The sequence below is a fragment of the Gammaproteobacteria bacterium genome, from assembly GCA_035501935.1.
In the GTDB taxonomy this organism is placed as follows: Bacteria; Pseudomonadota; Gammaproteobacteria; order JAJPIJ01; family JAJPIJ01; genus JAJPIJ01.
Genome location: DATJVC010000010.1, coordinates 37,721 through 61,030, shown reverse-complemented (window position 1 = coordinate 61,030; position 23,310 = coordinate 37,721). Strand labels below are relative to the sequence as shown.

Here is a 23,310-nt window from a genome sequence, read left to right as displayed (position 1 = left end):
CTGACTTATGAGCGGGGAGCCACTGCTGGTTGTCGACGACAATCCGGTAAATTCAAAACTCATCAAGGTGCTGCTGTCCACGGAAGGCTATGAAGTGCGTGTCGCCACGAACGCCGAGGAAGCGCTGGGGGTGCTCGATACCTTTCATCCGCGTTTGATCCTCATGGACCTCCAACTCCCGGGCATGGACGGGTTGACGCTGACACGGCAACTGAAATCCAATCCGGTGACCCGCGATATCACGGTCGTCGCGCTGACGGCCTATGCCATGAAGGGCGATGATGAACGGGCGCGTGCCAGCGGTTGCAGCGGTTACATCACCAAGCCGATCGATGTCCGCAGTTTTCCCATCGAGATTGCCAGATACATGGAGTCGTCCAAGTCAGGGAGTTCCAGATGATTCGGAAGAAAACCGCGCCGCCACCCTCCGGCGGCACGCCCGCGCATGAAACGATCATGGTGGTTGAGGACAACCCCATCACGCTCAAGCTGGTGCAGGTCACACTGCAGAAGGAAGGCTATCAAGTGATCGCGGTGGGTGATGGCAGGACCGCGCTGGAACATGCGACCGGGCGGATGCCCCGATTGATTCTGCAGGACCTGAAACTGCCCGACATCGACGGCGCCGATCTGGTCCGCAAACTGCGCGCCCTGCCCGGCGGCGAAGGCGTTCCCATCATCGCCTTCACCGGATTCGTGACCAAGGTTGAACAGGGAATCATAGCCGATGTCGGCTTCACGGATTTTCTGATCAAACCGGTCGAACCGTCACAGTTGCTCGCCGTCATCCGTACTTACCTGCTGCCTTCGAAGACGGTTGATGAGAAACCCGGGCATGGACGGCGCCTGCTGCTCGTGGATGACGATCCGACCCAGCTCAAATACTCGCGCCTGCAATTCACCAACGCCGGCTTCGAAGTCATCGCCGTGCGCAGCGGCCAGGAGGCCCTGGACTTGGCGCAGAAACAACCACCCGACGCCATCGTCAGCGATGTATTGATGCCCGGCATGGACGGGTTTGAATTGTGCTACGCCGTGCGCCGCGAACCCAGGCTGCGCAAGGTCCCGGTGGTGCTGATGAGCGCCAACTATCTGGAGCAGGCGGATCGCGATCTGGCGGAACGCATCGGCGCCAGCGCTTATGTCTCCCGCGCTGTTGGCGTGAAGGAAATATTGAATGCGGTGGTTCAAAGTCTGTCGAGTCCGGTGCCGACGCACCGCCTGCACAGCGACGAGGAATTTGAAAAGGAACGGCACGCGCGGGTCACCTCACAGCTTGATCGCATACTGAACCTGCGCGTGGGGGCGATGCAGCGCGGTTACGCGCAGGCGGCGATCTTGAACGAATTGAGCCTCATTTCGGAAACACTGACGCGAGGCCGTGACACGGACTCCGCGTTGAAGGGAATTCTGGCGCATTGCCTGGATGGCGCCGGGTTGTCCAAGGGGCTGCTCTATCTAGTCGATGATCAAGATCGGCTGCAATTGCACGTGCAATACGGTTGCGACAAATTGCTTTCCGCGGCGCAGAACCTGTTCGGACAGCAGGAACTGTTCACCGAATTCCTGCGCGCTGAATATCCGGTGCAGGTTCCTTCACCGGCCCTGCCGACCGGGGCCGCCGAGGTCCTGCTGCGCCAGGTTGAATCCGAATCGGCATTGATCATCCCCGTGCCCAAGAACAACGGCGGCCGCGGGCTGCTGGCACTGTTTTCCACCAGCCTCAATCTGGTGGAGGAGGACTGGGTCGCCTTCGGGCGCAGCCTGGCCTCGCAGATCGGCCAGACCATCGCCCTGTCGCAGACCATCCTCAAACTGGTGAAATCCGAACAGGAGTTGCGGCGCTACGGTGAAATCGTCGCCACGACCACCGATCTGCTGGCATTCAAGGACGCCGACAACCGATACGTGGTGGTCAACGACCAGGTATGCAAATATTTCAAACTCCCCCGCGAACAAATCATCGGGCACACCTCCCCGGAGTTCTTCCGTGACAAACAATTTGGACAGGTGATCAAGGATTACGCCGAACGCTGTCTCAAAGGCGAAACCGTGCAGGCCGAGCACTGGCTCGATTATCCGGGTATGGGCCGCCGATACATGAATCTGAGTTATCACCCGTTCCGCGACGCCTCGGGAAACATCACCGGCGTGGTGACGGTCGCAAGCGACATCACCAGTCGAAAGCGCCAGGAGGACGAGCTCAAGTACATCAACCGGGCATTGAAGGCCTTGAGCGTATGCAACGCGGTACTGGTGAGGAGCGTGAATGAGCAGCGGTTCCTCTCCGAGTTTTGCAACATCCTGGTGGATGAAATCGGCTTCAAAATGGTCTGGGTGGGCCGGGCGGAAAGAGACGAGGCCCGCACCGTCCGTCCGCTTGCGCAGGCGGGTTTCGAACAGGGTTATCTTGAGCGCATCAAGGTCACCTGGGCGGACAATGAGCTCGGGCACGGGCCGGTGGGCACCGCCATCCGGACCGGCAAGCACTGCGCGATCCAGAACATTTTCACCGATCCAGCCTTTACGCCGTGGCGGGAGGAGGCGTCAAAACGGGGCTATGCCTCGGTGGCGGCGCTGCCCTTGATAGTCTCCGAGCAGATGTATGGTTCGTTGAATTTCTACGCGGCCGAGCCGGATGCCTTCGGTGATCGCGAGATCATCCTGCTCAATCAGCTCGCCAACGAGTTCGCCCACGGCATCGAATTTCTGCACACCCGCAAGGAGCGGGAAAAGACGCAGGCCGCGTTGCGCGAAAGCGAGGCGCTGCTGCGCCTGTTCATCGAACACGCCCCCGCGGCCATTGCCATGTTCGATCTGGATATGCGTTACCTTGCGGTCAGCCGCCGCTGGTTGAGCGACTACAAACTGGGCGACCAGAATCTCATCGGCCGCTCCCATTACGAGGTGTTCCCGGAAATCCCGGAGCGCTGGCGCGAGGTGCATCAACGCTGCCTCGCCGGCGCCTCGGAGGTGTGTGAAGAGGATCGTTTTGATCGGGCCGACGGGAGTGTACAGTGGGAACGATGGGAGGTGCGACCCTGGCGGCGCGGAGACGGCGGAATCGGCGGCATCCTGATATTCACCGTCGATATCACCGAACGCAAACGGACCAGCGACGAACTGCAACAGCGTCTCGATCAGCAGGCGGCCATTTCGCGTCTGGGACAATTCGCCCTGGTCATGCGCAATCCGGCGACGGTGGAAAACGAGGCCGTCGCCATCCTCACGCACACCCTCCGTGTTGAATACTGCGATGTGTTGAGAAAAATCCCGGACCAGCGCAACGCGTGGCTGTTGAGCGCGGGACACGGCTGGCGCAAGGGACTGGTGGGGCATGCCATCATGGAGATCGAAAAGCGCACGCAGGCCAGTTACACGCTGAAATCCAAGACCCCCGTCATCGTCGAGGACATCAACGAGGAAAAACGCTTCAATGCCATCCCCCTGCTCGTCGAACACGGCATCGTCAGCGGCGTCAGCATCATCATCGGGGATGTCGGCAACCCGCTGGGCATACTCGGCGTGCACAGCACGAGGAAACGCAAATTCACCGATAACGACGTCCATTTCATCGGGGCCATCGCGAACATCCTCGCCGAATCACAGATGCGGTTTGAGAAGGAACAATTATTGGCCCGCGCGGAGCAGCGGTTCGCCCATCTGATCAACTCCAGTCCCTCGGTTATTTATGCAACCAGCAGGGACAAGCCGCATCGTTGCAACTTCGTCAGCAACACCATCAGGGATATCGTCGGTATTGAACCGGAGGTCATGCAAAACGATCCTGATTTCTGGCCCAGTCATGTACATCCGGAGGATCTTCCGCGTGTCATTGCCGAGATGGAGGCTCTTGAGAGAGGGGAGAGCGGTACGGTGGAATATCGTTTCCTATGCAAGGGGGACGAATACCGCTGGATCCGCGACAACTTCCGCGTGGTCGGAAAAGAGATCATAGGGTCATGGACGGATATCACCGCTTCCCACGAAGCGGAGCTAAAAGTCAAAGAGAGCGAGGAACGCTTTCGCCTGCTGATCGAAGGCGTCCGAGACTATGCGATTTTCATGATTGACCCGCAAGGACGGGTCATCACCTGGAACGATGGCGCGCGGCGGCTCAAAGGGTATGTTGCTGAGGAAATCATTGGGCGGTCGATAGAGCGCTTTTACAAACCGGAGGACATTGCCGCCGGAATACCTGCGCAGATGATCGCGCGGGCACAGGCGGTGGGGCACAGCGAAACCGAGGGTTGGCGTGTGCGCAGGAACGGCTCACAGTTTTACGCGAACGTGGTCGTTACGGCGATGCGCGACCCCAATGGCAAGCTGTTGGGCTTTGTCAAGCTCACGCGGGACGTCACTCAGCGCGTGGAGGCAGAAGCGGCGCTCAAGAAAAGCGAGGAACGATTCCGCACGGTTGCTGCTGCCAGCAACGATATGATTTATGAATGGGATCCGCATACCAATGAACTTACGTGGCATGGAGACGTGGGGGCTGCATTGGGGTATGGCCCGGGAGAATTTGATCGCACCCTGGCCGGATGGGAAAACAGCATCCATCCCGAAGATCGCGAGCGCGTCATCACCGCGGTTGATGCGCATCTGCGAGATCCAAGCAAGCCATTTTCCGAGGAATATCGCGTCCGCTGCAAGGACGGCAGCTACCGCCATTGGCTGGATCAAGGCATGGTCATCAAGGGCGCCGATAAAGCGGAGGGCCGATGGATCGGTGCTTGCGCCGATATTACGCAGAGAAAACACATGGAACAGCAACTGGCGCAGTCGCAGAAGATGGACGCCGTGGGACAGTTGACCGGTGGCGTGGCGCACGATTTCAACAACCGGCTGACGGCGATAATCGGCAACCTGGAACTGCTGGAGCGCCGTTTCAAGGATGACGCCACGGCTTTGCGCTATGTCCATGCGGCGCTCAAGGCCGCGGAAGGGGGGGCCTCCCTGACCCGCAGCCTGCTGGCCTTTTCGCGCAAGCAGGTATTCGAGGCCCAGGTGTTCGACATCAACGATCTGATCCAATCGACGCAGGAACTATTGCAACGCGCCCTGGGCGAAACGATCAAGATTGAGGTGGCGCCGGCGGCCGATCTCTGGCAGGTCAGGACCGACCGCGGCATGATGGAAAATGTCCTGTTGAACCTCGCCATCAACGCCCGCGACGCCATGCCCGGCGGCGGCGTGCTCACCATCGAGACCACCAACTGCACCCTCGACTCGGCGTACGTGACCCGGCACGCCCAGGCCGATGCGGGAGAGTATGTGCTGGTGGCGGTGAGCGACACGGGCACCGGCATGTCCGAGGAGGTCCGGCGGCATGCCTTCGAGCCTTTTTTCACCACCAAGGAACGCGGCAAAGGCACGGGACTGGGTTTGAGCATGGCCTATGGCTTCGCCAAGCAATCCGGCGGCCACATCGAGATTTATTCCGAAGTGGGCCATGGCACCAGCATCAAGCTCTATCTGCCGCGCCATCGCAAGGGCGCTTCCGCCGACAAGACATCTGCGACCACCACCACTTCTACATGGGGCAAACTGGGCGGCCAGAAGATTCTGCTGGTGGAGGACGACCCGGCCGTACTCGCGATCACGACTTCGGCATTGACCGAGATGGGCTGTCAGGTCATCTCGGCGGAAAACGGTCCGGCGGCACTGGAATGTTTCGCGCGACATCCGGACATTGTCCTGTTGTTTACCGACGTCGTCATGCCGGGAGGCATGACCGGTGTTGAATTGGCGCTCAAACTGCGCACGCAACGTCCGGAGCTGAGGGTGCTCTATACCTCGGGTTATGCGCCGCAGGCCGCCGCCAATCATATCTCCAAGACGGAAAACGATTTCTGGCTGGCCAAACCCTACCGCGCCCACGCGCTCCAGGAAGCAGTGCGCCGGGCCTTGGGCGTGACCGAGGAAAGATGACGGATCCATGATGACGCCGTTCAAACTAATGCTGAAATATTAACGAGTTAGAGATGGTTAAGGTTTTTAGCAGGTCATCCTTCGGTTCTCCCTGATTTTCCAGCCCAGCCCCTTGCCCAATACTCGCATGGGGAGGTTTGACCGTGGGGACTGGTTAATGGACACGCCGCAATTGCTGGTGATCGATGACGACTCGCAGGTCGCCGACTTCATGACCGAGGTGGCCTGCCTTAGCGGCTACAGCGTGACCACCGTGCAGCGCCGCGCCGACTGCGAGGCCTACCTCGCGGTCAATACGCCGCAGGTCATCATCCTCGATCTGCAAATGCCGGAGATGGACGGTGTGGAATTCCTGCGCTGGCTCGCCGAGCGTCAAATGACGGCCGCCATCCTGCTCATCAGCGGCGCGGATGCCAGGGTGCGAAATGCCGCCGTGCGTCTGGGCCAGGAACTGCGTCTCAAGATGCTGGGCACCATGCAAAAACCGGTGCGCCTGGCGGAACTGGAAGGCTTGCTGCAAAACGTCCGGCACGATCTGCCCAGTTCCGAGAACCTGAAGGCGGCGCTGGAACAACGGCAATTCACGGTGCATTACCAGCCGCAGATCGCCCTCGATACCCAGCCGGGAACGCTCGTCGGCATGGAGGCCCTCGTTCGCTGGCAGCGGCCGGGCGTGGGACTGGTGCCGCCCATGGAATTCATACCGCTGGCGGAGCGCAGCGGACTCATCGATGCCCTGACTGAATACGTGATGGAGCAGGCGTTACAGGCTCACGCCGCATGGCAAGCCCAGGGGCTGGCACTGACGGTCGCGGTCAACGTCGCGCCCGTGCTGCTCGATCGCCTCGATTTACCCGATCGTTTCCTCGGCCTGGTCAGTCGCCAGGGGGCGAATCCGGCCACGCTCAAGCTGGAAATCACCGAGAGCGGGGCGATGCAGAACGTCGCCAAGACCATGGATATCCTGACCCGGCTGCGCCTGAAGAATTTCGCCCTGTCCATGGACGATTTCGGCACCGGTTTCTCGTCGCTGGTGCAGCTCTACCGCATGCCGTTCAGTGAACTGAAGATTGATAAATCCTTCGTGCAGGAAATCGAGCGCAATGACGAGGCCAAGACGATCATCCGCGTCTGCATTGATCTGGCGCGCAATCTGGGATTGCAGGTCTGCGCCGAGGGCGTGGAATCCCAGGCCGCCCTGCAATTGTTGCGCGGCTACGGCTGCACCCACGCCCAGGGCTATTACATCGGCAAGCCGATGCCTGCCACGGAGGTGCCGCGCTGGAGCACGGGCTGGATGGGGCGGGCCGCCGCAGTCGCGTAGTCGCGGCGCTTTACCCGCCGTTGTCCCGCCATTTCAGCGTTTCCGACAGGCGTCCTGGTGGATTGAAGGGGCCCGCCCCGGACAACAGGACGTCATCAATGACGTATCGCTTTCCCTCGCGTTTCACCACGACGATATCCCGCCATTTCTGATCCTCGTATGAGAAAGCGACGGTCACCTGCCATCCTCCCCCGGGGATGGCCGTGATTTGCGCGATTTTGAATGCCTGCGGTCCTTCGAACAGACTTGCGAACAGGCAGCCGTCGACGAAGGGCGGTTTTTCATCCGGGCGTTTTCTCTTGTAATCCTGTTCATACCGGCGCGCGTCATTCAGCAACTTCGAGAGTTCCCTGCTCAAGTAGGGCGAGATTTCCTTCTGATCCTTGATGCTGGGCAGGCCAATCCATCGGCGTTCGAGATATTTGTCATAGAACCGGGTCACCACGGCACCGGCTGCCGTTGAATCATCGGCAAACGACAGCGGACTGATCAGCAGGATTTGCGCCAGCAAAAAGACCGTGCGGAGATTCATGACGCTCAATCCGTTTATGAACCTGCAAACGCAGCGGCGCAGGCGCGCCCATGGCTTGTCCATGCGATTCCTTCGCTAATCCGCAACCATCTGCCGCGCGCCGGCCGGACGCAGTTGAATATCGCCCCAGCGCATCGAGCGGGTCAGGAAGCTCATGGTCCAGACGAAGAAATTCAGGCCATCGCGCAACGGCACCAGCCAGGGCGTCCGGGGAACCTGCGTCAGCAATCGCGCCCGAAGGAGCAAATGCAGGACCTGGCGCAATGCAACGATGGCGACGAGCAGACCGATTGTCAGGGCGGCCGGCCTGGCGGCGGCCAGCAAGGCGGTCGGCAGCACGGCATGCATGACCACCGACATCAGATGATCCCGGGGGCGGCAGGCCTTGACGGAATTCATCCATCGCAACTCATGGCGCAGGAGTGAACGGAAGTCGGGCTCGAGCACCATGGTGGTGACGACGTAGGGCGCCAGACGGATTTTGAAGCCGGCCTTGTATAACAGCTCCCCCAGCACATCGTCCTCGGCGACCGCCGAGGCGCGGGCGGCAAAGCCGCCGGTCGCCTCGTGTGATTTCCTGGTCATGGCGCAGGCGGCCCCGTAGCATAAATCCATTTCGCGCAGGCCCAGATCGACGAGCGCCGAAGGGATGAACCAGTCGTTGATATACAGGGCCCCCAGGATAGAAGAAAAGTTTGCGAATGCGGGAGTGCCTTTGTAAAGGCACGTCACGCCGCCGACGGCCGGATCGGCCAGCGGCGCCACTATCGTCTTGAGAAATCGGGGGTCGACCAAAACGTCGCTGTCCACGGTGACAATCACATCATGCTTCGCGGCGTGATACATATTGGCGAGATTGCACACCTTCGGATTGGCGCCGATCCGCCGCTCATCAATGACTATTTCGTGATCACGCCGGGGAAATTCGGCCCGCACACGCTCTATCACCGTGCGGCCCGGGTCGTCATGGCGATGCAACCCGAAGATCACCTGGAAATCGGGATAATCCTGATCGCAGATGGAGCGCAGGCACTCATACAGACGCGCCGGCGCGCCGTGCACGGGCACCATCACGGTCACTCCGGGGGAGAAATGGGGGGAACCGACGCGGCGCTCCTTAAACTGCCTGACGCGCCAGATGGCCAGCAACAGGTAGGCAACGCCACCGACTGCGATCATCAGGGCAAGGAATTCCATGGCGGTTTTGATCAGCGACATCGACATTCCCGGTCAACAAACGATGAAAATATCCACAAGGGGGGATTTGTAATTTGCATAGTATGCATTTTTTTACAGCACCTTTGAATACTGCGCGACCACCGCCATTCAGCTTAATTGGGCACATGGCAAAAGGATTCCGGTAGTGGCTCAAGTTACGATTTTGTTACAGACGCCGCGGCGGGAGGCCGTCGCGCGAAAGGAGTTATGGAGGGGAACGCACTGACGGAAGAACACAAAATGCGGCCATCACTCCCCCTTCGAAAACAAGGCCAACAGGGGAAGGAGGGCCCCTGCTGGCACGGCCTTAACAATAAAGTCAGCGGGAATCGGGGAGGGGGAGAGACCCTGCTGACGCGGCCATCATTGAATTTCTATCTTCCTGGCCGTACCCCCGGCCTTTTTGGGCAGGGTCAGCTCCAGCACGCCATTCACGTACTTCGCGTCCACCTTGCCCTGCTCGACATCTCCCGGCAACGTAAAGCTGCGCTGCATGCCGCCGTAGCAGCACTCGCGGCGCAACACCTTCTCGCCTTCCTTCTCTTCCTTTTCCTTCTTCACCTCGGCGCTGATCGACACCAGATTGCCGTCCACTGCAACGTTGATGTCCTCTTTCCTTGCGCCCGGAATCGAGGCCTTTATCAGATAGGCGTTGTTTTTTTCCGTGACATCGATGGCGATGTCCAGCGCCTCCTCTGCTCCACGCGCACGCAGCGGGTGGAACATGCGGCGCATCCAATCCTCGAACCGGTCATCGAACATGTGCAGGCCGGAGAGATCAAAGGGGTCCCATCGGGTTAACTTGGTCATAAGCCGTCTCCTCTTTAATTAAAACCGTTGAAACATATAACTGCCGCATTGCTGATAAATGACATTCTGGCCCATATCCTTGAAGTTGTATTGATCCGGATCAAACGAAACGGAGATCGCAAGCACCCGATAAATAATTAAGAAAACGACGGGTTGACGGGGATGTATCAGGATCAGGTCGCACCTTCCCCGGGCGATCGTTTGGCAAGAAGGGCGCCTCGAGGATTGTGTTTCTGCAGCTCCGCGCGGAGCTGTTCCAGTTCCCGGCGTAATTCCTTGATGTCGTGATGCAGTTTGAGTTCGATTTGATGTTCCTCCTTTTCCACAAACATGGCCGTCAGGCTCGCCGTCACCAGGGACATCATCATGGAGCCGAATATAATCACGAAAACCGCGAAGATGCGGGCGGCCGGCGTGGTGGGTATCAAATCACCGTAGCCCACGCTGGAGCCGCTGACAAACGCCAGCCACAAGCCATCCGCGTAGGATTGCACGCTGGGCTCCAGCCAGTAGAACCCCAAACCCGCCAATCCCAGGCCGATGATGCCCATTCCCAGCAGATAAAGGGTGCCGGTGGGCGAGAAAAAATGCCGGAGGGCCAAGATCAGCCGCAACACGATTAACATGATCAACAATGTCCGCAGGATCCATTCCAGAGTTGACCACGCCGCGCCGGAGCTGCTGAAACTCAGAAAAGCACCCAGCGCGATGGCGGCATCCGACCAATTGCGCTTCAAGTAGCTCCAGGGGCGGTCTGATACTGAAGCGATGATGAGGGCATGGCCGGCGAGGAAAATGGCGGCAGCCAGATAAATCAGGGCGCCCATGCGCTGGTAATACGGGTTGATCCCGCCCAGTTGCAGATAGAAGGCGGGTATCGTGGCCAGCAACGCCAGAAACACCATCCATCGCAGATGATGCTGCCATTTATGCGCGGCGCCGCCGTCGTGCGCCGCAATCCCGCCCGCGCCTGACAGAATTTTTAATTTATCGAATAGTTTCATCCGCCGCGGGTCGAGAGCCAGTGGCAGGCGGTCGGGATGGGCACAATCAGCCGCGCGCTATTGCAACGACAGGATCCATTGCACCAGGGTTTTGATGTCTTCATCCGGCACTGCGGAATTGGGCGGCATGGGAATGTTGCCCCACACGCCACTGCCCCCGTTTTTCACCTTTTTAACTAGGGTATCGAGGGCCTTGGGGTCGCCCTTGTATTTAGCAGCGATATCCTTGTACGCGGGGCCGACGACTTTTTTATCCACGGCGTGGCACAGGAGGCAGTTGTGCTTCTGGGCCAGCGCTTCATTCGCTGCGATCGGATTCGCAACCGATGCCAGGGTTATGGACAAACCGACGACGTAACCCATCTGGGGAAGTGACGTTTTCATGGGAGACCCCTTAATATATCCGTGGGCTGGGAACGGATTTATCCTTCTGTTGATTTGGATATTGTAACTATAGGGGGCCTTAAAGAGGGAAAAACTTGATCCAGATCAACAATGAACGGGTTTCGACACTTATTTAGGTGCGAAAATATCCCAAGTATTCATTGTCAAGGGCGATGAACACGTGGTCAACGCCAGTGGCTGGCTGCAGGTTTACGATGAATCCCACGAGGATCCCTGTCGTGGGGTAACTCGTGACGCGGCCCGGATTGAAGATGAGCCCATAGAACGATGTTCCGTTCTAAGTCCGGTGCAACTCGGGCGCGAGGCCGAATCCGCGCAGAGCACCGCGCAGAGCACCGCGCTGAACAATAGTGAACCGAAATGACTAAAACGGAAAAAAAGCGGCCAGGGACGCTGCAACAACGGTTGCGGGCGCTGGAGGGTGAACTGGACGGCATCTTTGCCGCCACCGTGGACGGGCTGATTATCGCGGATGCGCATGGGATCATCAGGCGGTTTAACCCATCTGCGGAGAAGATGTTCGGCTATAGGGCGGATGAGGTCGTGGGCACCAAACTCAATCAGTTGATGACCGACCGGGATCGGCATCAACATGACGGCTACATGCAGAACTATCTGAAGACGGGCACGGCCCATATCATCGGCATCGGCCGCGAAGTATATGGCCGCCGCCGCGACGGCACGGAGTTCCCGCTCTATCTGGCCGTGGGGGAACTGCCCGAGGCGGGGAATGAGCGCCGTTTTATCGGCATCCTGCGCGACATCTCGAAGGAAAAGGCCATGGAAAGCGCGCTGCGGGTGAGCGAGCAGGAATTGCGCCTCATGATCGAGAGCGCGCCCATCGGCGTCGTCACGTTGGGCGCCGATGCCGGGGTGCATTACGTCAATGCCGCGCTGCTGCGCATGCTGGGTATCATGGCGGATGACATCAAGGGGGGCTTGTTCGAATCCTGGATTATTCCGGAGGACCGGGAGCATTTCCGGCAGTTTTGTCAGAAAATACTGATGCACCGGACGGTGGCCGAGATCGACCTGCATCTGCGTCCTCCGGGTGGAGAACTGCTGCATGTCAGCCTGCACGGCGGGCTGGTGGACGCCCCCCTGCGGGGACCGATGATCACCGCTCATGTCATCAACCGGACGCCGCAGGTGCTGGCGGAGCAGGAGGCCGGCGCCCACCGCGAGGCCCTGGCGCAGGTGGATCGCCTGAACACCCTGGGCGAGATGGCCTCGGGCATCGCGCATGAAATCAACCAGCCGTTGACCGCCATCACCGCCTATGCCCAGGCCATCAATCGCATGATGGAGCAGGTGCCGGCGCTGCCCGGCGAGATGCGCGAGGCCCTGGAGCAAATGTCCACGCAGGCGGAACGGGCGGGGGAGATCATTCAGCGCATGCGCGGCTATGTCCGCAAACGCGCCATCGCCTATGAATCCACCGATCTGAACGAATGCCTGCGTTCCATAGTGAAACTGGCCAAGAGCAATGTGCGCGAGAATGAATGCCACATCCATCTGGAGCTGAATTCCGAATTGCCGCGGGTCACCGTCGACGGCGTGCAAATCCAACAGGTGGTCATGAACCTGATCCTGAATGCGCTCGATGCCATGAAGGTGGTTGAGCCGGAGAAACGCAAAATCGTTGTGCGCACGAACCGCCCGGCGCCCGATCGCGTGCAGGTGGACGTCGCGGATCGGGGACCCGGTCTGTCGTCCACCGTGGCCAACGTGCTTTTCACTCCTTTCGTGACCACCAAGGCCGGCGGCATGGGCCTGGGGCTGCCCATCAGCCTGTCGATCATCACCGCCCACGGCGGCAAGTTCTGGCACGCCTCCAATCCCGGCGGCGGCATGTGCTTTTCCTTCACCCTGCCCGTGGCGATGGAGGCTGTGGATGAAGCCCTCTGAGGCCGCCGTTTATGTCGTCGATGACGATACTTCCGTGCGGCAGGCGGTTTGCATGCTGCTGCGCTCCGTCGGCTACCGCCCGATACCCTGCGCCACGGCGGCGGAACTGCTCGACAAACTGCAGCCGGAGGTGACGGGCTGCATCATCCTCGACGTGCGCATGCCCGGCATGAGCGGCCTGCAACTGCAGGAGCACATGAACAAACATCAACTGGTCCTCCCCATTATTTTCATCACCGGTCACGGCGACGTGGACATGGCGGTGGTGGCGATGAAGGAGGGGGCCTTCGATTTCCTCCAGAAGCCGTTCAAGGACCAGGTTCTGCTGGACAGTCTGGAGCGGGCGCTGCAAAAGGATCAGGAGCGCCGTGAGCGCCTGAAAGGCAAATTTCGACTCATGGAAAAGCTGGAACTGCTCACGGCGAGGGAACGGAACGTGCTCGACGGCATGGTCGCCGGCAAGGCCAACAAGGTGACGGCCCTGGATTTGGGCGTCAGCGAACGCACCGTGGAGGCCCACCGCGCGCGGGTCATGGAAAAAATGCAGGCCAGGTCTCTGGCGGAGTTGGTGCAGGAGATGGTGCTTCTGAACGACTGATTCCCGCCGCAGGCGGGGGATCCATGCCTGCGAGCCGTACCCGCTTTACTACGTACTTCCCGCAATCCAGTCCGGGTATTTTCGAATACCCACCCCGTTTCCAGCCGGCTATAAATAAGCCTGACGATGCCTGAATGATAATGATGTGGAGGAGGGTATATGGCTCAGGTTCAAACAGTGACGAATGTGGTTTCCTTCAGTCAGTCCCAGACAACCTGCAAAAAGTGCAGTCTGCATGCGATCTGCGATGTGGAAGATGCGCACGGACGTGGTGCTTCCAATCAAAGGCACTGCGGCCATAACGGCAGGGTAATCGATCGAGGAGAATATCTGTTCCGGCAGGGGGACAAGATGCATGCCCTCTATGTCGTCCGTTCGGGAACGGTAAAGGCCACCATCAACGCCCCGGACGGCGCCGAACAGGTGATTCGATTTTACCTGTCGGGCGATGTAGTGGGGCTGGACGCGCTGGGCGAGGAGCGTCACGTTTCCTCGGCGCAGGCGCTGGAGACCACCAGCTTTTGCCGCTTCACGCTGGGGGAACTTGATGATGGATTCACCCGTGTGCCAACGGCGCTGCGGCGGTTCATGCGCATCGCCGGCCAGGAACTGGCGCGTGAAGAACAGCACGCGATGCTCATATCGCAACGCGACGCGGAGCAGCGCATGGCCATGTTCCTGCTGCAACTCTCGGATCAATACGGAAAGCGCGGCTATTCGGACAGGGAATTCAATCTGCACATGTCACGGCAGGAAGTGGCCAGTTTCCTGTCGCTGGCCGTGGAGACGGTCAGCCGGATCTTCACACAATTCCAGGTCAAGGGACTGCTGAAGGTCGAACGCCGTCATATCCGTCTGCTGTCGCTGGAAAAATTGCACGAAGTCATGGGCGCTCATGGTTGGTCGCCCCTTGGCAAGACGCAACACCATGTCCATGGACTGAACTGATGAAGGCGACGGTCGTGGAGAACCCGAAAGCCCAGGCCGCTGGACGGCCAGTGATTGGTGTGGTGGACGCCGATATTGCCATGGGAGAAGCGTTGCAATCCCTGTTGCGGTCGCATGGTTATGAAGTGCTGTGCCAGACCTCGGCGGAGGAGGCGCTGGCGGATCTTTCCCGTTTTGATTTGCTGATTGTGGGCGAGGAAAAGTTACCGGGGATGTCGGGCATCGAGTTGATTGAGAAGATGCGGGGGCGGGGAACGCCGTTGCCATCCATCGTGCTGACGTCGCCCGGCAATATCCCCCTTACCGTGCGGGCCATACGTGCCGGTGCTGCGGATTGCCTCGAAAAACCCTTTTTTAAAGTGGTGTTGCTGGGACGGATCAAACAAATACTGTCGAATCCCACGGCGTGATGCTCAAGAAAGCAATCGCGACATTGTAATGGTGGGATGTCAGCCTTCCTGTTGATTTCTAGAAAGCGAACCACGCGCTCAGGAACAGTGTGCTGTTGTCGCTTGCATCCCTGCCGCTGCCGTCGTAGTTCGATCCGCGTCCTAGGAATGTCGTAAAGGCGGTGTACTGCACCGCGAAGCGCGCATTCAGGTACGGCAACCAGAGCGAATCGGCCTTGCCAAACGGAGTGTAATCGAATTCGACGATCACTCCGTCACTCTCCGGATTACCGGAGGGATTCGTCAGAATGGGATCGGTGCTCCCCTGACTGGAGAAATACCCCAGGTTTAACTGGTACGTCTGCAGGTAGGTGTACGATCCGGTGACATTGAACGTGGTGAGTGTACTGTTCAGGTTGCCCGCAAAGCCGAGCGTCTGACTCGCACTCAAATGCTGGTCCTCCCAGTTCGCAGTGCCCCACAACTGGAGAATATGGTTGTTATCGCCGAAGGGGTCATATTGAAACGTCGCATCCACCCCCAGGTCCGTGTAGTGGTCCGTGCCGGCGCTAAAGACGCGCGCGGGGAAAATATCCGCCGCCAATCCATAGTGCCCGACTTCCACATAGGCATGCGGGAACTCATGCTGGAGGGCCACGCGCCAGTAGGGCGCGCCGCCATCGATCTTGTTCGCGGTGTCGCTACCCAGTACGCCAAAGGTGCGTTGCAGATCGGGCGAGAGGCTCGCGTAAGCGCCGGCCTCGACATACAACCACTGGTCGATCATCGAGTACGCAGTCGCGCCGCCGACTTGCTGCCCGAGGTTGCTGATCAGAGGCGACGCGGCGCCCGGCGGCGTGGGCAAATCTTCGTTGGCGGTCGTCAGAAACGGGAATCCCCACGCCTGGGTTGTATTCCAGAGATCCTGCACCGTGGGATTATTGTTTACCGAGACGCCCAGCGTTACCGCATGACCGCCAATCGTCGCATTGCGGGTAAACCTGACATCGGCGTTGTCCCATGCGATCGCATCCGCATTGGGATCGTAGGTGACTTGAATCATAGCCCCCGAGTCAACCAGTTGAGAGGTGAAGATTTTGCCGGCGTAAAAAAAGCTCAACTGGTCCGCAGACAAGCTATTGTTCTTGCCGAAAGGCGGGGTGGGGCTCGGCACGTCCCTGTCGGCATGGGTAAACGAGGGAGCCACGAGCATGCTGCTCAAGGGGGGGAATTGCCAGTCACCCAGTGTGTAGCCCGTGAGTTTGAAGTTGCGGCCGAAGGAATTGAGCTGGGGGCCGAAGGCATTGATATGACATTGGGCGCATGCCATACCCGTCTGACGGGAGAAACTAGGCATTGCATGACTTGGAGTTATTCTAAAAAGGATCAGACAAAGCAGCAACAATGATGTCCAGCATTTAACGACATTGATTCGGCTAATCATGGTCCCCCCCGTTTCTGGACGAGACTACTTACCACCAACGCGATTCCTTACGAAAAAGTTAGTTCAATAGTTGATGTCAAATGATATTTATTCCTCCGTACGGCCTTGTAAGGGCGGGAGTAGAAGTATTCACGGCGCGAGGACGAAACGACCCGGGGCGTCGTAGAGCGGCGGCAGATCGGCCTCGGGCGCGCCCATTGCCGGCGGCGCCACCGGTGCGCTGGAAAGTCTTTTGAGCCATGACAGCCACGATGGCCACCACGAACCCTCGCGCCACTGGGCCCGCTCGAACCACAGATCGGGATCGGTGTATTTATCCCGGGGTGCATGGGTCGCGATGCGATGGCCGCGTCCGGCGGCATTCACGCCCGGCGGGTTGACGATGCCCACGTTATGGCCGCCGGTGGTCAGCGCGAACGTCACCTCGGTGTCGGTCAGCAGGTGCACCTTGAACACGGAACGCCATGGCGATACGTGGTCGCGTTCGGTGGCCACCACGAACAGCGGCAGGCGGATGTCGGTCAGCGCCACCGGCCGGCCGTCAACCTCGTAGCGTCCCTCGGCGAGTTCATTGCTTAGATAGAGCTTGCGCAGATATTCATTGTGCATGCGGTAGGGCAGGCGCGTCGCATCGGCGTTCCACGCCATCAGATCGGACAGCGGCTCACGGGCGCCCATCAGGTAGTTGTGGGTCATTTTTGACCACACCAGGTCCTTGGAATTGAGCAGGGCGAACGCCCCGCTCATCTCCTTGCCGTCGAGATAGCCGCGCGTCCACATGATGTCATCGAGAAAGGAAATCTGGCTTTCGTCGATGAACAGTCCGAGTTCGCCGGGTTCGGAGAAATCGAGCTCCGAGGCGAGCAGCGAGAGGCTGGCCAGCCGGCGATCGTTTTCACGCGCCAGCACCGCCGCGGAGGTGGCCAGCATGGTGCCGCCCAGGCAATAACCCGTCGCGTGGATCCGCCGCCCGGGCATCACCTTGGCGACTGCGTCGATGGCGGCATGGATGCCTTGTACGAGGTAGTTCTCCAGGCCGAGGTCGCGATCCTCGGCGACCGGGTTTCTCCAGGAAATCATGAACACCGTATGGCCGTTGTCCACGAGGTGGCGGACCAGTGAATTGGACGGCGAGAGATCGAGTATGTAGTACTTCATGATCCAGGACGGCACGAGGAGCACGGGCTCCGGATGGACGGTCGCCGTCTGCGGCTCGTACTGAATCAGTTCGATCAAGCGGTTGCGGTAGATGACCTTGCCGGGCGTGACGGCGATATTTTTGCCGACCTTGAACGCCTCGGACCCGACGGGCGGCCGGTTGGCGGCCAGCCGCAGCATGTCCTCCCACAGATTCTGTCCGCCGCGGACCAGGTTCATGCCGCCGGTACGGACGGTCTCGTGCAGAACCTGCGGGTTCGTGAACAGGAAGTTGGACGGGGAAAACATGTCCAGCCACTGGCGCGCCATGAAGGCGACCATGTATTCATGATGCCGGGTCACCCCGCGCACCTCCGTGGTGGCGTTCCACCACCACTGCTGGGTGAGCAGGAACGACTGGTAAATCACGTTGAAGGGCCAGTTCCGCCAATCGGGATGATCGAAGCGCCGATCCTGCGGCAATGGCTCGATGCAGTTCGGACAATGACCGGCGGCGGAACCCACGTACAAGGCCAGGCGCGTGAGCTTGCGAACGGCCTTCTGCAGCAGTTCCATTTGCTTGCCGGGCGACGTGCCTAAATGCGTGAACCAGTCCAGCCATGCCAGCATCGCGGCATGAGGTGAAATGCCCTGCGTCAAACGCGCCAGCGCGGCATGCAACAGCGCGTCGCGCTGCCGCGCCTCTTCATTGACGGGTTCCGGAATCGCCTCGAAGGCGGCTAAGATATTGTCTTTCTGATCTTTCTGTCCCGCATCGACGCTTTGCGATACGGGCGCCGGCTGCATGGAGAGAACCTTTGCCTTCTGGGCATCAGACACGGGGGATTACGCCGCTTTGTGCCTGCTGCGTCTGGCGTTTGTGCTTTCTTCAGGGACGACCAGGGTTGCAAGCCCCATCTGGTCCGTGGCCAGGCGCGTGGCGTCCGCCGTCGCCCGGGAAGTCATGGCACAGGCGTTGCAATAGGCATCGAACATCGATTTCCACATTGATGTCACCGGCTCCATCCCCATGGGGGACAGCCCCAACATCTCCCGGAATCCATCGCTCATCTGCGATATTCTGGCCTGCAGTTGTTCCATGTCTTCCATGGGATTCCAGTTTGCCGCTTCGCCGAGGCCGCGCCAACAAAGCATCGCCTCTTTGATCAGGGAACGCCCCAGTTCGGTTTGTATCCCGACCAGGTCTTCAACCGTGGTGGCCGCCGCCGTCTGTTTCGCCTTTTCCTCGTTGTCCGACAAAGCCTCCGTGATGGCCTTCAATTGGCGGGTCTGGAAACGTTTGGCGTCCTCGAGCGAGAATTTCATCATTTCCAGCGTGGTTCGCAGACCGCTGCGGTAAAAATTGAACAATGGATTGCTGGTTTTCATCGTGGTGACTCCTGGGCGTTACATTTAAGATTGCGCCAAATCATTCGCACTTTTGACGGTTATAATCCATCCCTTCCGGGTGTCAAGGGTAATATCGTATTTATTGTATTCAGTTAACTACCGGGCCGGGTCAGCCACATTGATCCAGATCAAGTGCCGGTTACATATAGGGGATTATTCTTATCCGTGGAAGTTCCTGACATTCTTAGAATGCATGGTTAAGATGATGTGGGCGGCCACATGACAGCTTTATGACACGACAGCAGACCACCTGGATAGTGATGGCGGACGGCGCATACGCCCGCATCGTCAAACGAAAAACGGAGAATCACGGCTTTGAGGTAATCTCGGAGCTGGGCTCGCCGGAGGCGCATTTGTTGTCGCGCGACCTGGGGTCGGATCGGCCGGGACGCGCGCAGGAGAGCGGAGACGCCACCCGCCATGCCATCGAACCACGCCATGATCCCCATCGCAAGAACATGGATGCCTTTCTCCGGCGCGTTGCGACTCATCTGAACGAGGCGGACACTCAAAAATCATACGATGCCTTGATCCTTTTCGCGCCGCCGCATGCGCTGGGTGAATTGCGCCGGCATCTGAGCGCCGCGGCGGGCAAAAAAGTGAAGGCGGCAATCGCCAAGGATCTGAACAAACTGCCGCTCGATGAACTGGCGGGGCATCTTCCCGCCTTGAAATAAGTCAAGCCGCCGCCCATTTCTTGATCGGGATCAAAATGTCCCCCTCGGCAATGGGCGATTCTTCAACCATGAAACCCGGCGGAGATTGGCAATGTCTGAAGATTTGAAACTGCAGCAGCGGGTCATCGACGAACTGGAATTTGATCCGAGCGTGGATGCCGCGCACATCGGCGTGAGTGTCACTGGCGGTGTCGTCACTCTGACAGGCCACGTCGAGAGTTTTGCCGAGAAGTGCGCATCCGAGCAAATCGTGCGCCGGGTCAAGGGAGTGAAGGCCCTGGCGCAGGAACTCGAGGTACGGCTGCCGCCCCATAAGAAGACGGCGGACGATGAGATTGCGGCGCGAGCGGTCAAAATCATGGGTTGGGACGTCTCGCTTTCGCAGACCGCCATGCCGGCCGTCAAGGTGGAGCATGGCGTCGTCACGCTGACGGGTGAAGTCGAATATGAGTACCAGCGCGCCGCGGCTGAAAACGACGTGCGCAAGCTCGGTGGCGTCAAGGCAGTGGTCGACAATATCCGGATCCGGCCGCGCGTCAATGTCACCGACGTGCGCGACAAGATTCGGGCCGCCTTCGAGCGCGCCGCCGATCTTGAGGCCGGCGCCATCACCATCGACGTGACCGACGGCAGGGTAACTCTGCGCGGCCGGGTGCGCAGCTGGCCTGAACGCGAGGCCGCCAGGCGGGCGGCGTGGTCGATACCCGGCGTCGTGTCGGTCGAGGATCATATCAGCGTTTCATAAATGATCGGGGTGCGAGAACCCGCAGAGAAAGAATCCATGCAATGCAATGTCGGGCAAACGGAGAAAATCATCCGTATCGTCATTGGTGTCGCGCTGATCATCGCGGGCGTCATGTATGGAAACTGGTGGGGGACCGTCAGGCTGATCCCCCTCGTCACCGGTCTCATCGGCTGGTGTCCCGCCTACAAGGCACTGGGGCTCAATACCCGCGGGGCCGGCGGGACGTAAGTCAATCCCATCATGAAAATCGTCATTGTCGGTGGTGTCGCCGCCGGCATGTCCGCCGCGGCGCGGGCGCGGCGCCTGAGCGAACGAGCGGAGATTGTCGTGCTCGAACGCAGCCATTACGTTTCCTTCGCCAACTGCGGATTGCCCTATCACATCGGCGGGACGATTCGCGAGCGCGGGGATTTGCTGTTGCAAACGCCGCAAACCCTGGCCGGGACCCTGAACCTGGATGTCCGCACCGGCCATGAAGTGACGGCGATCGATCGCACAGCCCGCTGCCTGGAGGTCAAGGAACTGGCGACCGGACAACAGTACCGAGAAACCTACGAACGGCTGGTGTTGTGCCCCGGCGCGAATCCCATCCGGCCTGGCATTCCGGGGATCAATCATCCGGGGATTTTCGTGCTTCGCAACATCGAGGACATGGATGCAATCAAGGCGGTGGTGGATGCGGGGGCCCGGTCCGCGATCGTGATCGGCGGCGGCTACATCGGGATCGAGATCGCCGAGAATCTCCGCCAGCGCAACCTCGACGTCGACCTGATCGAAATGCTGGAGCAGATCATGCCGCCGTTCGACCCGGAGATGGCGCGCGATCTCCAGTATCACCTGGAGTACCACGGCGTGCGGATGCATCTGGGGTCGCCGTCGATCGAATTCGTCGATCGCAACGGCCGCGTGGGGGTGACGCTCAGCACCAATGAACGGCTTGACGCCGATTTCGTCGTTCTGGCCGTGGGCGTGCGGCCGGACACGCAGCTTGCGCGGGCGGCGGGCTTGAGCATCGGGCCGCGCGGTGGCATCCGTGTCAATGAGCGCATGCAGACCTCCGATCCGCTGATCTACGCCGCCGGCGACGCTGTCGAAGTCGTCGACGCGGTGACCGGCGAAGCGGCGCTGGTGCCGCTGGCCGGACCCGGCAACCGGCAGGGCCGGGTCGCGGCCGATTGCATCTTCGGACGGGCCAGCGCCTTTGGACGCACACAGGGGACCGCGATCCTCAAGGTCTTTGAGATGACCGGCGGCGTTACCGGCGCCAATGAAAAAACCCTGCGCCGCCTGGGCCGGCCCTTCCGGAAAATCTACATTCACCCATCGGGTCACGCCAGTTATTATCCCGGCACCGCGCCGATGCAACTGAAACTGCTGTTCACGCCCGGTGACGGCCGCCTCCTCGGCGCGCAAGTGGTGGGTTACGACGGCGTCGACAAACGCATCGATGTGCTGGCCACCGCGATCCACGCCGGCATGACGGTGTTCGATCTGGAACACCTGGAGCTGGCCTATGCGCCGCCCTACGGGGCCGCCAGGGACCCGATCAATATGGCGGGATTCGTGGGCGCGAACCTGCTGCGGGGCGATATCGACCTCTGGTACGCGGAGGATTATCCGGCGATCGCCGATCGCGCCGTTATCATCGACGTGCGCAGCGCGCTGGAATACAACGCCTGGCACATTCCAGACGCCATCAACGTGCCGCTCGACGAGTTGCGCAAACGGCTTGACGAACTGCCGCGCCCGAAGCCGCTGCTGCTTTACTGCCGCGTCGGATTCCGCAGTTATCTGGCGTACCGCATCCTGGTCCAGTCCGGCTTCAAACGGGTGAAGACGCTGGCGGGCGGCTCCAAGACGTTTTGCAGCCATCATCGAACGCCGTTGTGCACGGGCCGGCCGGGCGTGCCGTTCATTCCGCACGCCGAGGAGCGGATGGCGGAACAGGCGGTCAGTTCCTGCGCTGCATGATGATTGACTGGAATCACTTTACTCCATGGTCATCGCTGGCCGGCGGGATGCTGATTGGTCTGGCGGCGGGCATGCTGATTCTTGTCAATGGCAGGATTGCAGGCATCAGCGGCATCGTCGGCGGATTGATTCATCCGCGGGCGGGCGACACCGCCTGGCGTGTCCTGTTTGTCGCGGGATTGCTGCTCGCCCCGTGGGCGCATCGGCTGCTCCTGGCCGCGGCGACTCCGCAAATAAATGCGGGCGGATTCACCCTGGTCATCGCCGGGCTGCTGGTCGGTTTCGGCAGCCGGCTGGGTTCGGGCTGCACCAGCGGCCACGGCGTTTGCGGCCTCGCGCGATTGTCGCCCCGGTCATTCGCCGCCACCGCGACATTCACGATCACAGGCATGGCCACGGTGTTCGTCACCAGACACCTGTTTGGATAAGGGGGCGGATGGAACTGTGCGTCGCGTTTTTGACCGCGCTCGTTTTCGGCGTGGGCCTGGTGGTGTCGGGCATGACCGATCCCACCAAAGTCATCGGCTTTCTCGATCCGGCCGGACGCTGGGATCCTTCGCTGGCCTTCGTCATGGCCGGGGCGATTCTGACGTCGTTTTTTGCCTTTCGCCTGTCGAACCATCACAACGTGAGCTTGATCGGCGCGAAGATGAGGTTGAGCACCGCCGGAAAAATCGATCGGCGTTTGATCTGGGGAAGCTTTCTATTCGGCGTGGGATGGGGGTTGGCCGGGTTCTGTCCCGGCCCGGCCCTGGTGTCGCTGGGCCGGCTTCAGGGCAAGGCGCTGATTTTCGTCCTGGCGATGCTGGCGGGCATGCATCTTTACGAAGTCTTGAACGCCAGACGCGCGGGGCGCTGA

21 protein-coding genes are annotated in these 23,310 nt (G+C 59.9%); 13 read left to right on the top strand and 8 right to left on the bottom strand.

Going from position 1 to position 23,310, the window contains the following annotated elements:
- Positions 1–7 precede the first annotated feature (7 nt).
- From VMH34_02585 to VMH34_02575, 3 genes are all read left to right on the top strand, one after another.
- Positions 8–400: a response regulator gene (locus VMH34_02585; GenBank protein ID HTT07662.1), complete on the top strand. Its 393-nt coding sequence runs from the start codon at positions 8–10 to the stop codon at positions 398–400.
- Complete coding sequence (locus VMH34_02580) at positions 397–5,931, top strand: PAS domain S-box protein (protein ID HTT07661.1); 5,535 nt, start codon at positions 397–399, stop codon at positions 5,929–5,931. The genes VMH34_02585 and VMH34_02580 overlap by 4 nt, the downstream gene beginning before the upstream one ends.
- Positions 5,932–6,088: 157 nt before the next feature.
- A complete protein-coding gene (locus VMH34_02575) occupies positions 6,089–7,255 on the top strand; it encodes an EAL domain-containing response regulator (GenBank protein HTT07660.1) in 1,167 nt (388 codons plus the stop codon).
- Positions 7,256–7,265: 10 nt separating this feature from the next.
- Here VMH34_02575 and VMH34_02570 read toward each other — a convergent pair whose 3' ends face one another.
- The 5 genes from VMH34_02570 to VMH34_02550 form a co-directional block, all read right to left on the bottom strand.
- Positions 7,266–7,787 (bottom strand): DUF3828 domain-containing protein, encoded by a 522-nt coding sequence (locus tag VMH34_02570; GenBank protein HTT07659.1) that lies wholly within the window; start codon positions 7,785–7,787, stop codon positions 7,266–7,268.
- A 75-nt stretch (positions 7,788–7,862) separates the two neighbouring features.
- Positions 7,863–9,005: a bacteriohopanetetrol glucosamine biosynthesis glycosyltransferase HpnI gene (hpnI, locus tag VMH34_02565; GenBank protein HTT07658.1), complete on the bottom strand. Its 1,143-nt coding sequence runs from the start codon at positions 9,003–9,005 to the stop codon at positions 7,863–7,865.
- Positions 9,006–9,368: 363 nt separating this feature from the next.
- Positions 9,369–9,815: an Hsp20/alpha crystallin family protein gene (locus VMH34_02560; GenBank protein HTT07657.1), complete on the bottom strand. Its 447-nt coding sequence runs from the start codon at positions 9,813–9,815 to the stop codon at positions 9,369–9,371.
- A 173-nt stretch (positions 9,816–9,988) separates the two neighbouring features.
- On the bottom strand, positions 9,989–10,819 hold the full coding sequence (locus VMH34_02555; protein ID HTT07656.1) for a potassium channel family protein: 831 nt from the start codon (positions 10,817–10,819) through the stop codon (positions 9,989–9,991).
- Positions 10,820–10,876: 57 nt separating this feature from the next.
- Complete coding sequence (locus tag VMH34_02550) at positions 10,877–11,182, bottom strand: c-type cytochrome (protein ID HTT07655.1); 306 nt, start codon at positions 11,180–11,182, stop codon at positions 10,877–10,879.
- Positions 11,183–11,584: 402 nt separating this feature from the next.
- On the opposite strand from VMH34_02550, the gene VMH34_02545 reads away from it, so the two are divergent.
- From VMH34_02545 to VMH34_02530, 4 genes are all read left to right on the top strand, one after another.
- Positions 11,585–13,132, top strand: coding sequence for a PAS domain S-box protein (locus VMH34_02545; protein HTT07654.1), 1,548 nt, complete (start codon positions 11,585–11,587; stop codon positions 13,130–13,132).
- Positions 13,119–13,730, top strand: coding sequence for a response regulator (locus VMH34_02540; protein ID HTT07653.1), 612 nt, complete (start codon positions 13,119–13,121; stop codon positions 13,728–13,730). Before VMH34_02545 ends, VMH34_02540 begins: the two co-directional genes overlap by 14 nt.
- A gap of 159 nt (positions 13,731–13,889) precedes the next feature.
- The gene (locus tag VMH34_02535; GenBank protein ID HTT07652.1) at positions 13,890–14,678 is read left to right on the top strand and encodes a cyclic nucleotide-binding domain-containing protein; all 789 of its coding nucleotides are present in this window, start codon (positions 13,890–13,892) and stop codon (positions 14,676–14,678) included.
- On the top strand, positions 14,678–15,088 hold the full coding sequence (locus VMH34_02530; protein ID HTT07651.1) for a response regulator: 411 nt from the start codon (positions 14,678–14,680) through the stop codon (positions 15,086–15,088). The genes VMH34_02535 and VMH34_02530 overlap by 1 nt, the downstream gene beginning before the upstream one ends.
- A 58-nt stretch (positions 15,089–15,146) precedes the next feature.
- Here the strand turns inward: VMH34_02530 and VMH34_02525 are convergent, their stop codons facing one another.
- The 3 genes from VMH34_02525 to VMH34_02515 all read right to left on the bottom strand — a co-directional run bounded on the left by VMH34_02525 (position 15,147) and on the right by VMH34_02515 (position 19,037).
- The gene (locus tag VMH34_02525) at positions 15,147–16,397 is read right to left on the bottom strand and encodes a cytochrome C (protein HTT07650.1); all 1,251 of its coding nucleotides are present in this window, start codon (positions 16,395–16,397) and stop codon (positions 15,147–15,149) included.
- A 243-nt stretch (positions 16,398–16,640) separates the two neighbouring features.
- Positions 16,641–18,455, bottom strand: a complete 1,815-nt coding sequence (locus tag VMH34_02520; GenBank protein ID HTT07649.1) for an alpha/beta fold hydrolase — start codon at positions 18,453–18,455, stop codon at positions 16,641–16,643.
- 39 nt (positions 18,456–18,494) lie between these two features.
- Entirely contained in the window at positions 18,495–19,037 is a 543-nt protein-coding gene (locus VMH34_02515; GenBank protein ID HTT07648.1) for a phasin family protein, read from the bottom strand.
- A 251-nt stretch (positions 19,038–19,288) separates the two neighbouring features.
- On the opposite strand from VMH34_02515, the gene VMH34_02510 reads away from it, so the two are divergent.
- From VMH34_02510 to VMH34_02485, 6 genes are all read left to right on the top strand, one after another.
- Positions 19,289–19,735: a host attachment protein gene (locus VMH34_02510; GenBank protein HTT07647.1), complete on the top strand. Its 447-nt coding sequence runs from the start codon at positions 19,289–19,291 to the stop codon at positions 19,733–19,735.
- Between the two features lie 91 nt (positions 19,736–19,826).
- Positions 19,827–20,480 (top strand): BON domain-containing protein, encoded by a 654-nt coding sequence (locus tag VMH34_02505; protein HTT07646.1) that lies wholly within the window; start codon positions 19,827–19,829, stop codon positions 20,478–20,480.
- Between the two features lie 9 nt (positions 20,481–20,489).
- Positions 20,490–20,708 (top strand): DUF2892 domain-containing protein, encoded by a 219-nt coding sequence (locus tag VMH34_02500; GenBank protein ID HTT07645.1) that lies wholly within the window; start codon positions 20,490–20,492, stop codon positions 20,706–20,708.
- Between the two features lie 12 nt (positions 20,709–20,720).
- The gene (locus VMH34_02495) at positions 20,721–22,451 is read left to right on the top strand and encodes an FAD-dependent oxidoreductase (protein HTT07644.1); all 1,731 of its coding nucleotides are present in this window, start codon (positions 20,721–20,723) and stop codon (positions 22,449–22,451) included.
- Complete coding sequence (locus VMH34_02490; GenBank protein HTT07643.1) at positions 22,448–22,879, top strand: YeeE/YedE family protein; 432 nt, start codon at positions 22,448–22,450, stop codon at positions 22,877–22,879. The genes VMH34_02495 and VMH34_02490 overlap by 4 nt, the downstream gene beginning before the upstream one ends.
- An 8-nt stretch (positions 22,880–22,887) precedes the next feature.
- Complete coding sequence (locus VMH34_02485; GenBank protein HTT07642.1) at positions 22,888–23,310, top strand: DUF6691 family protein; 423 nt, start codon at positions 22,888–22,890, stop codon at positions 23,308–23,310.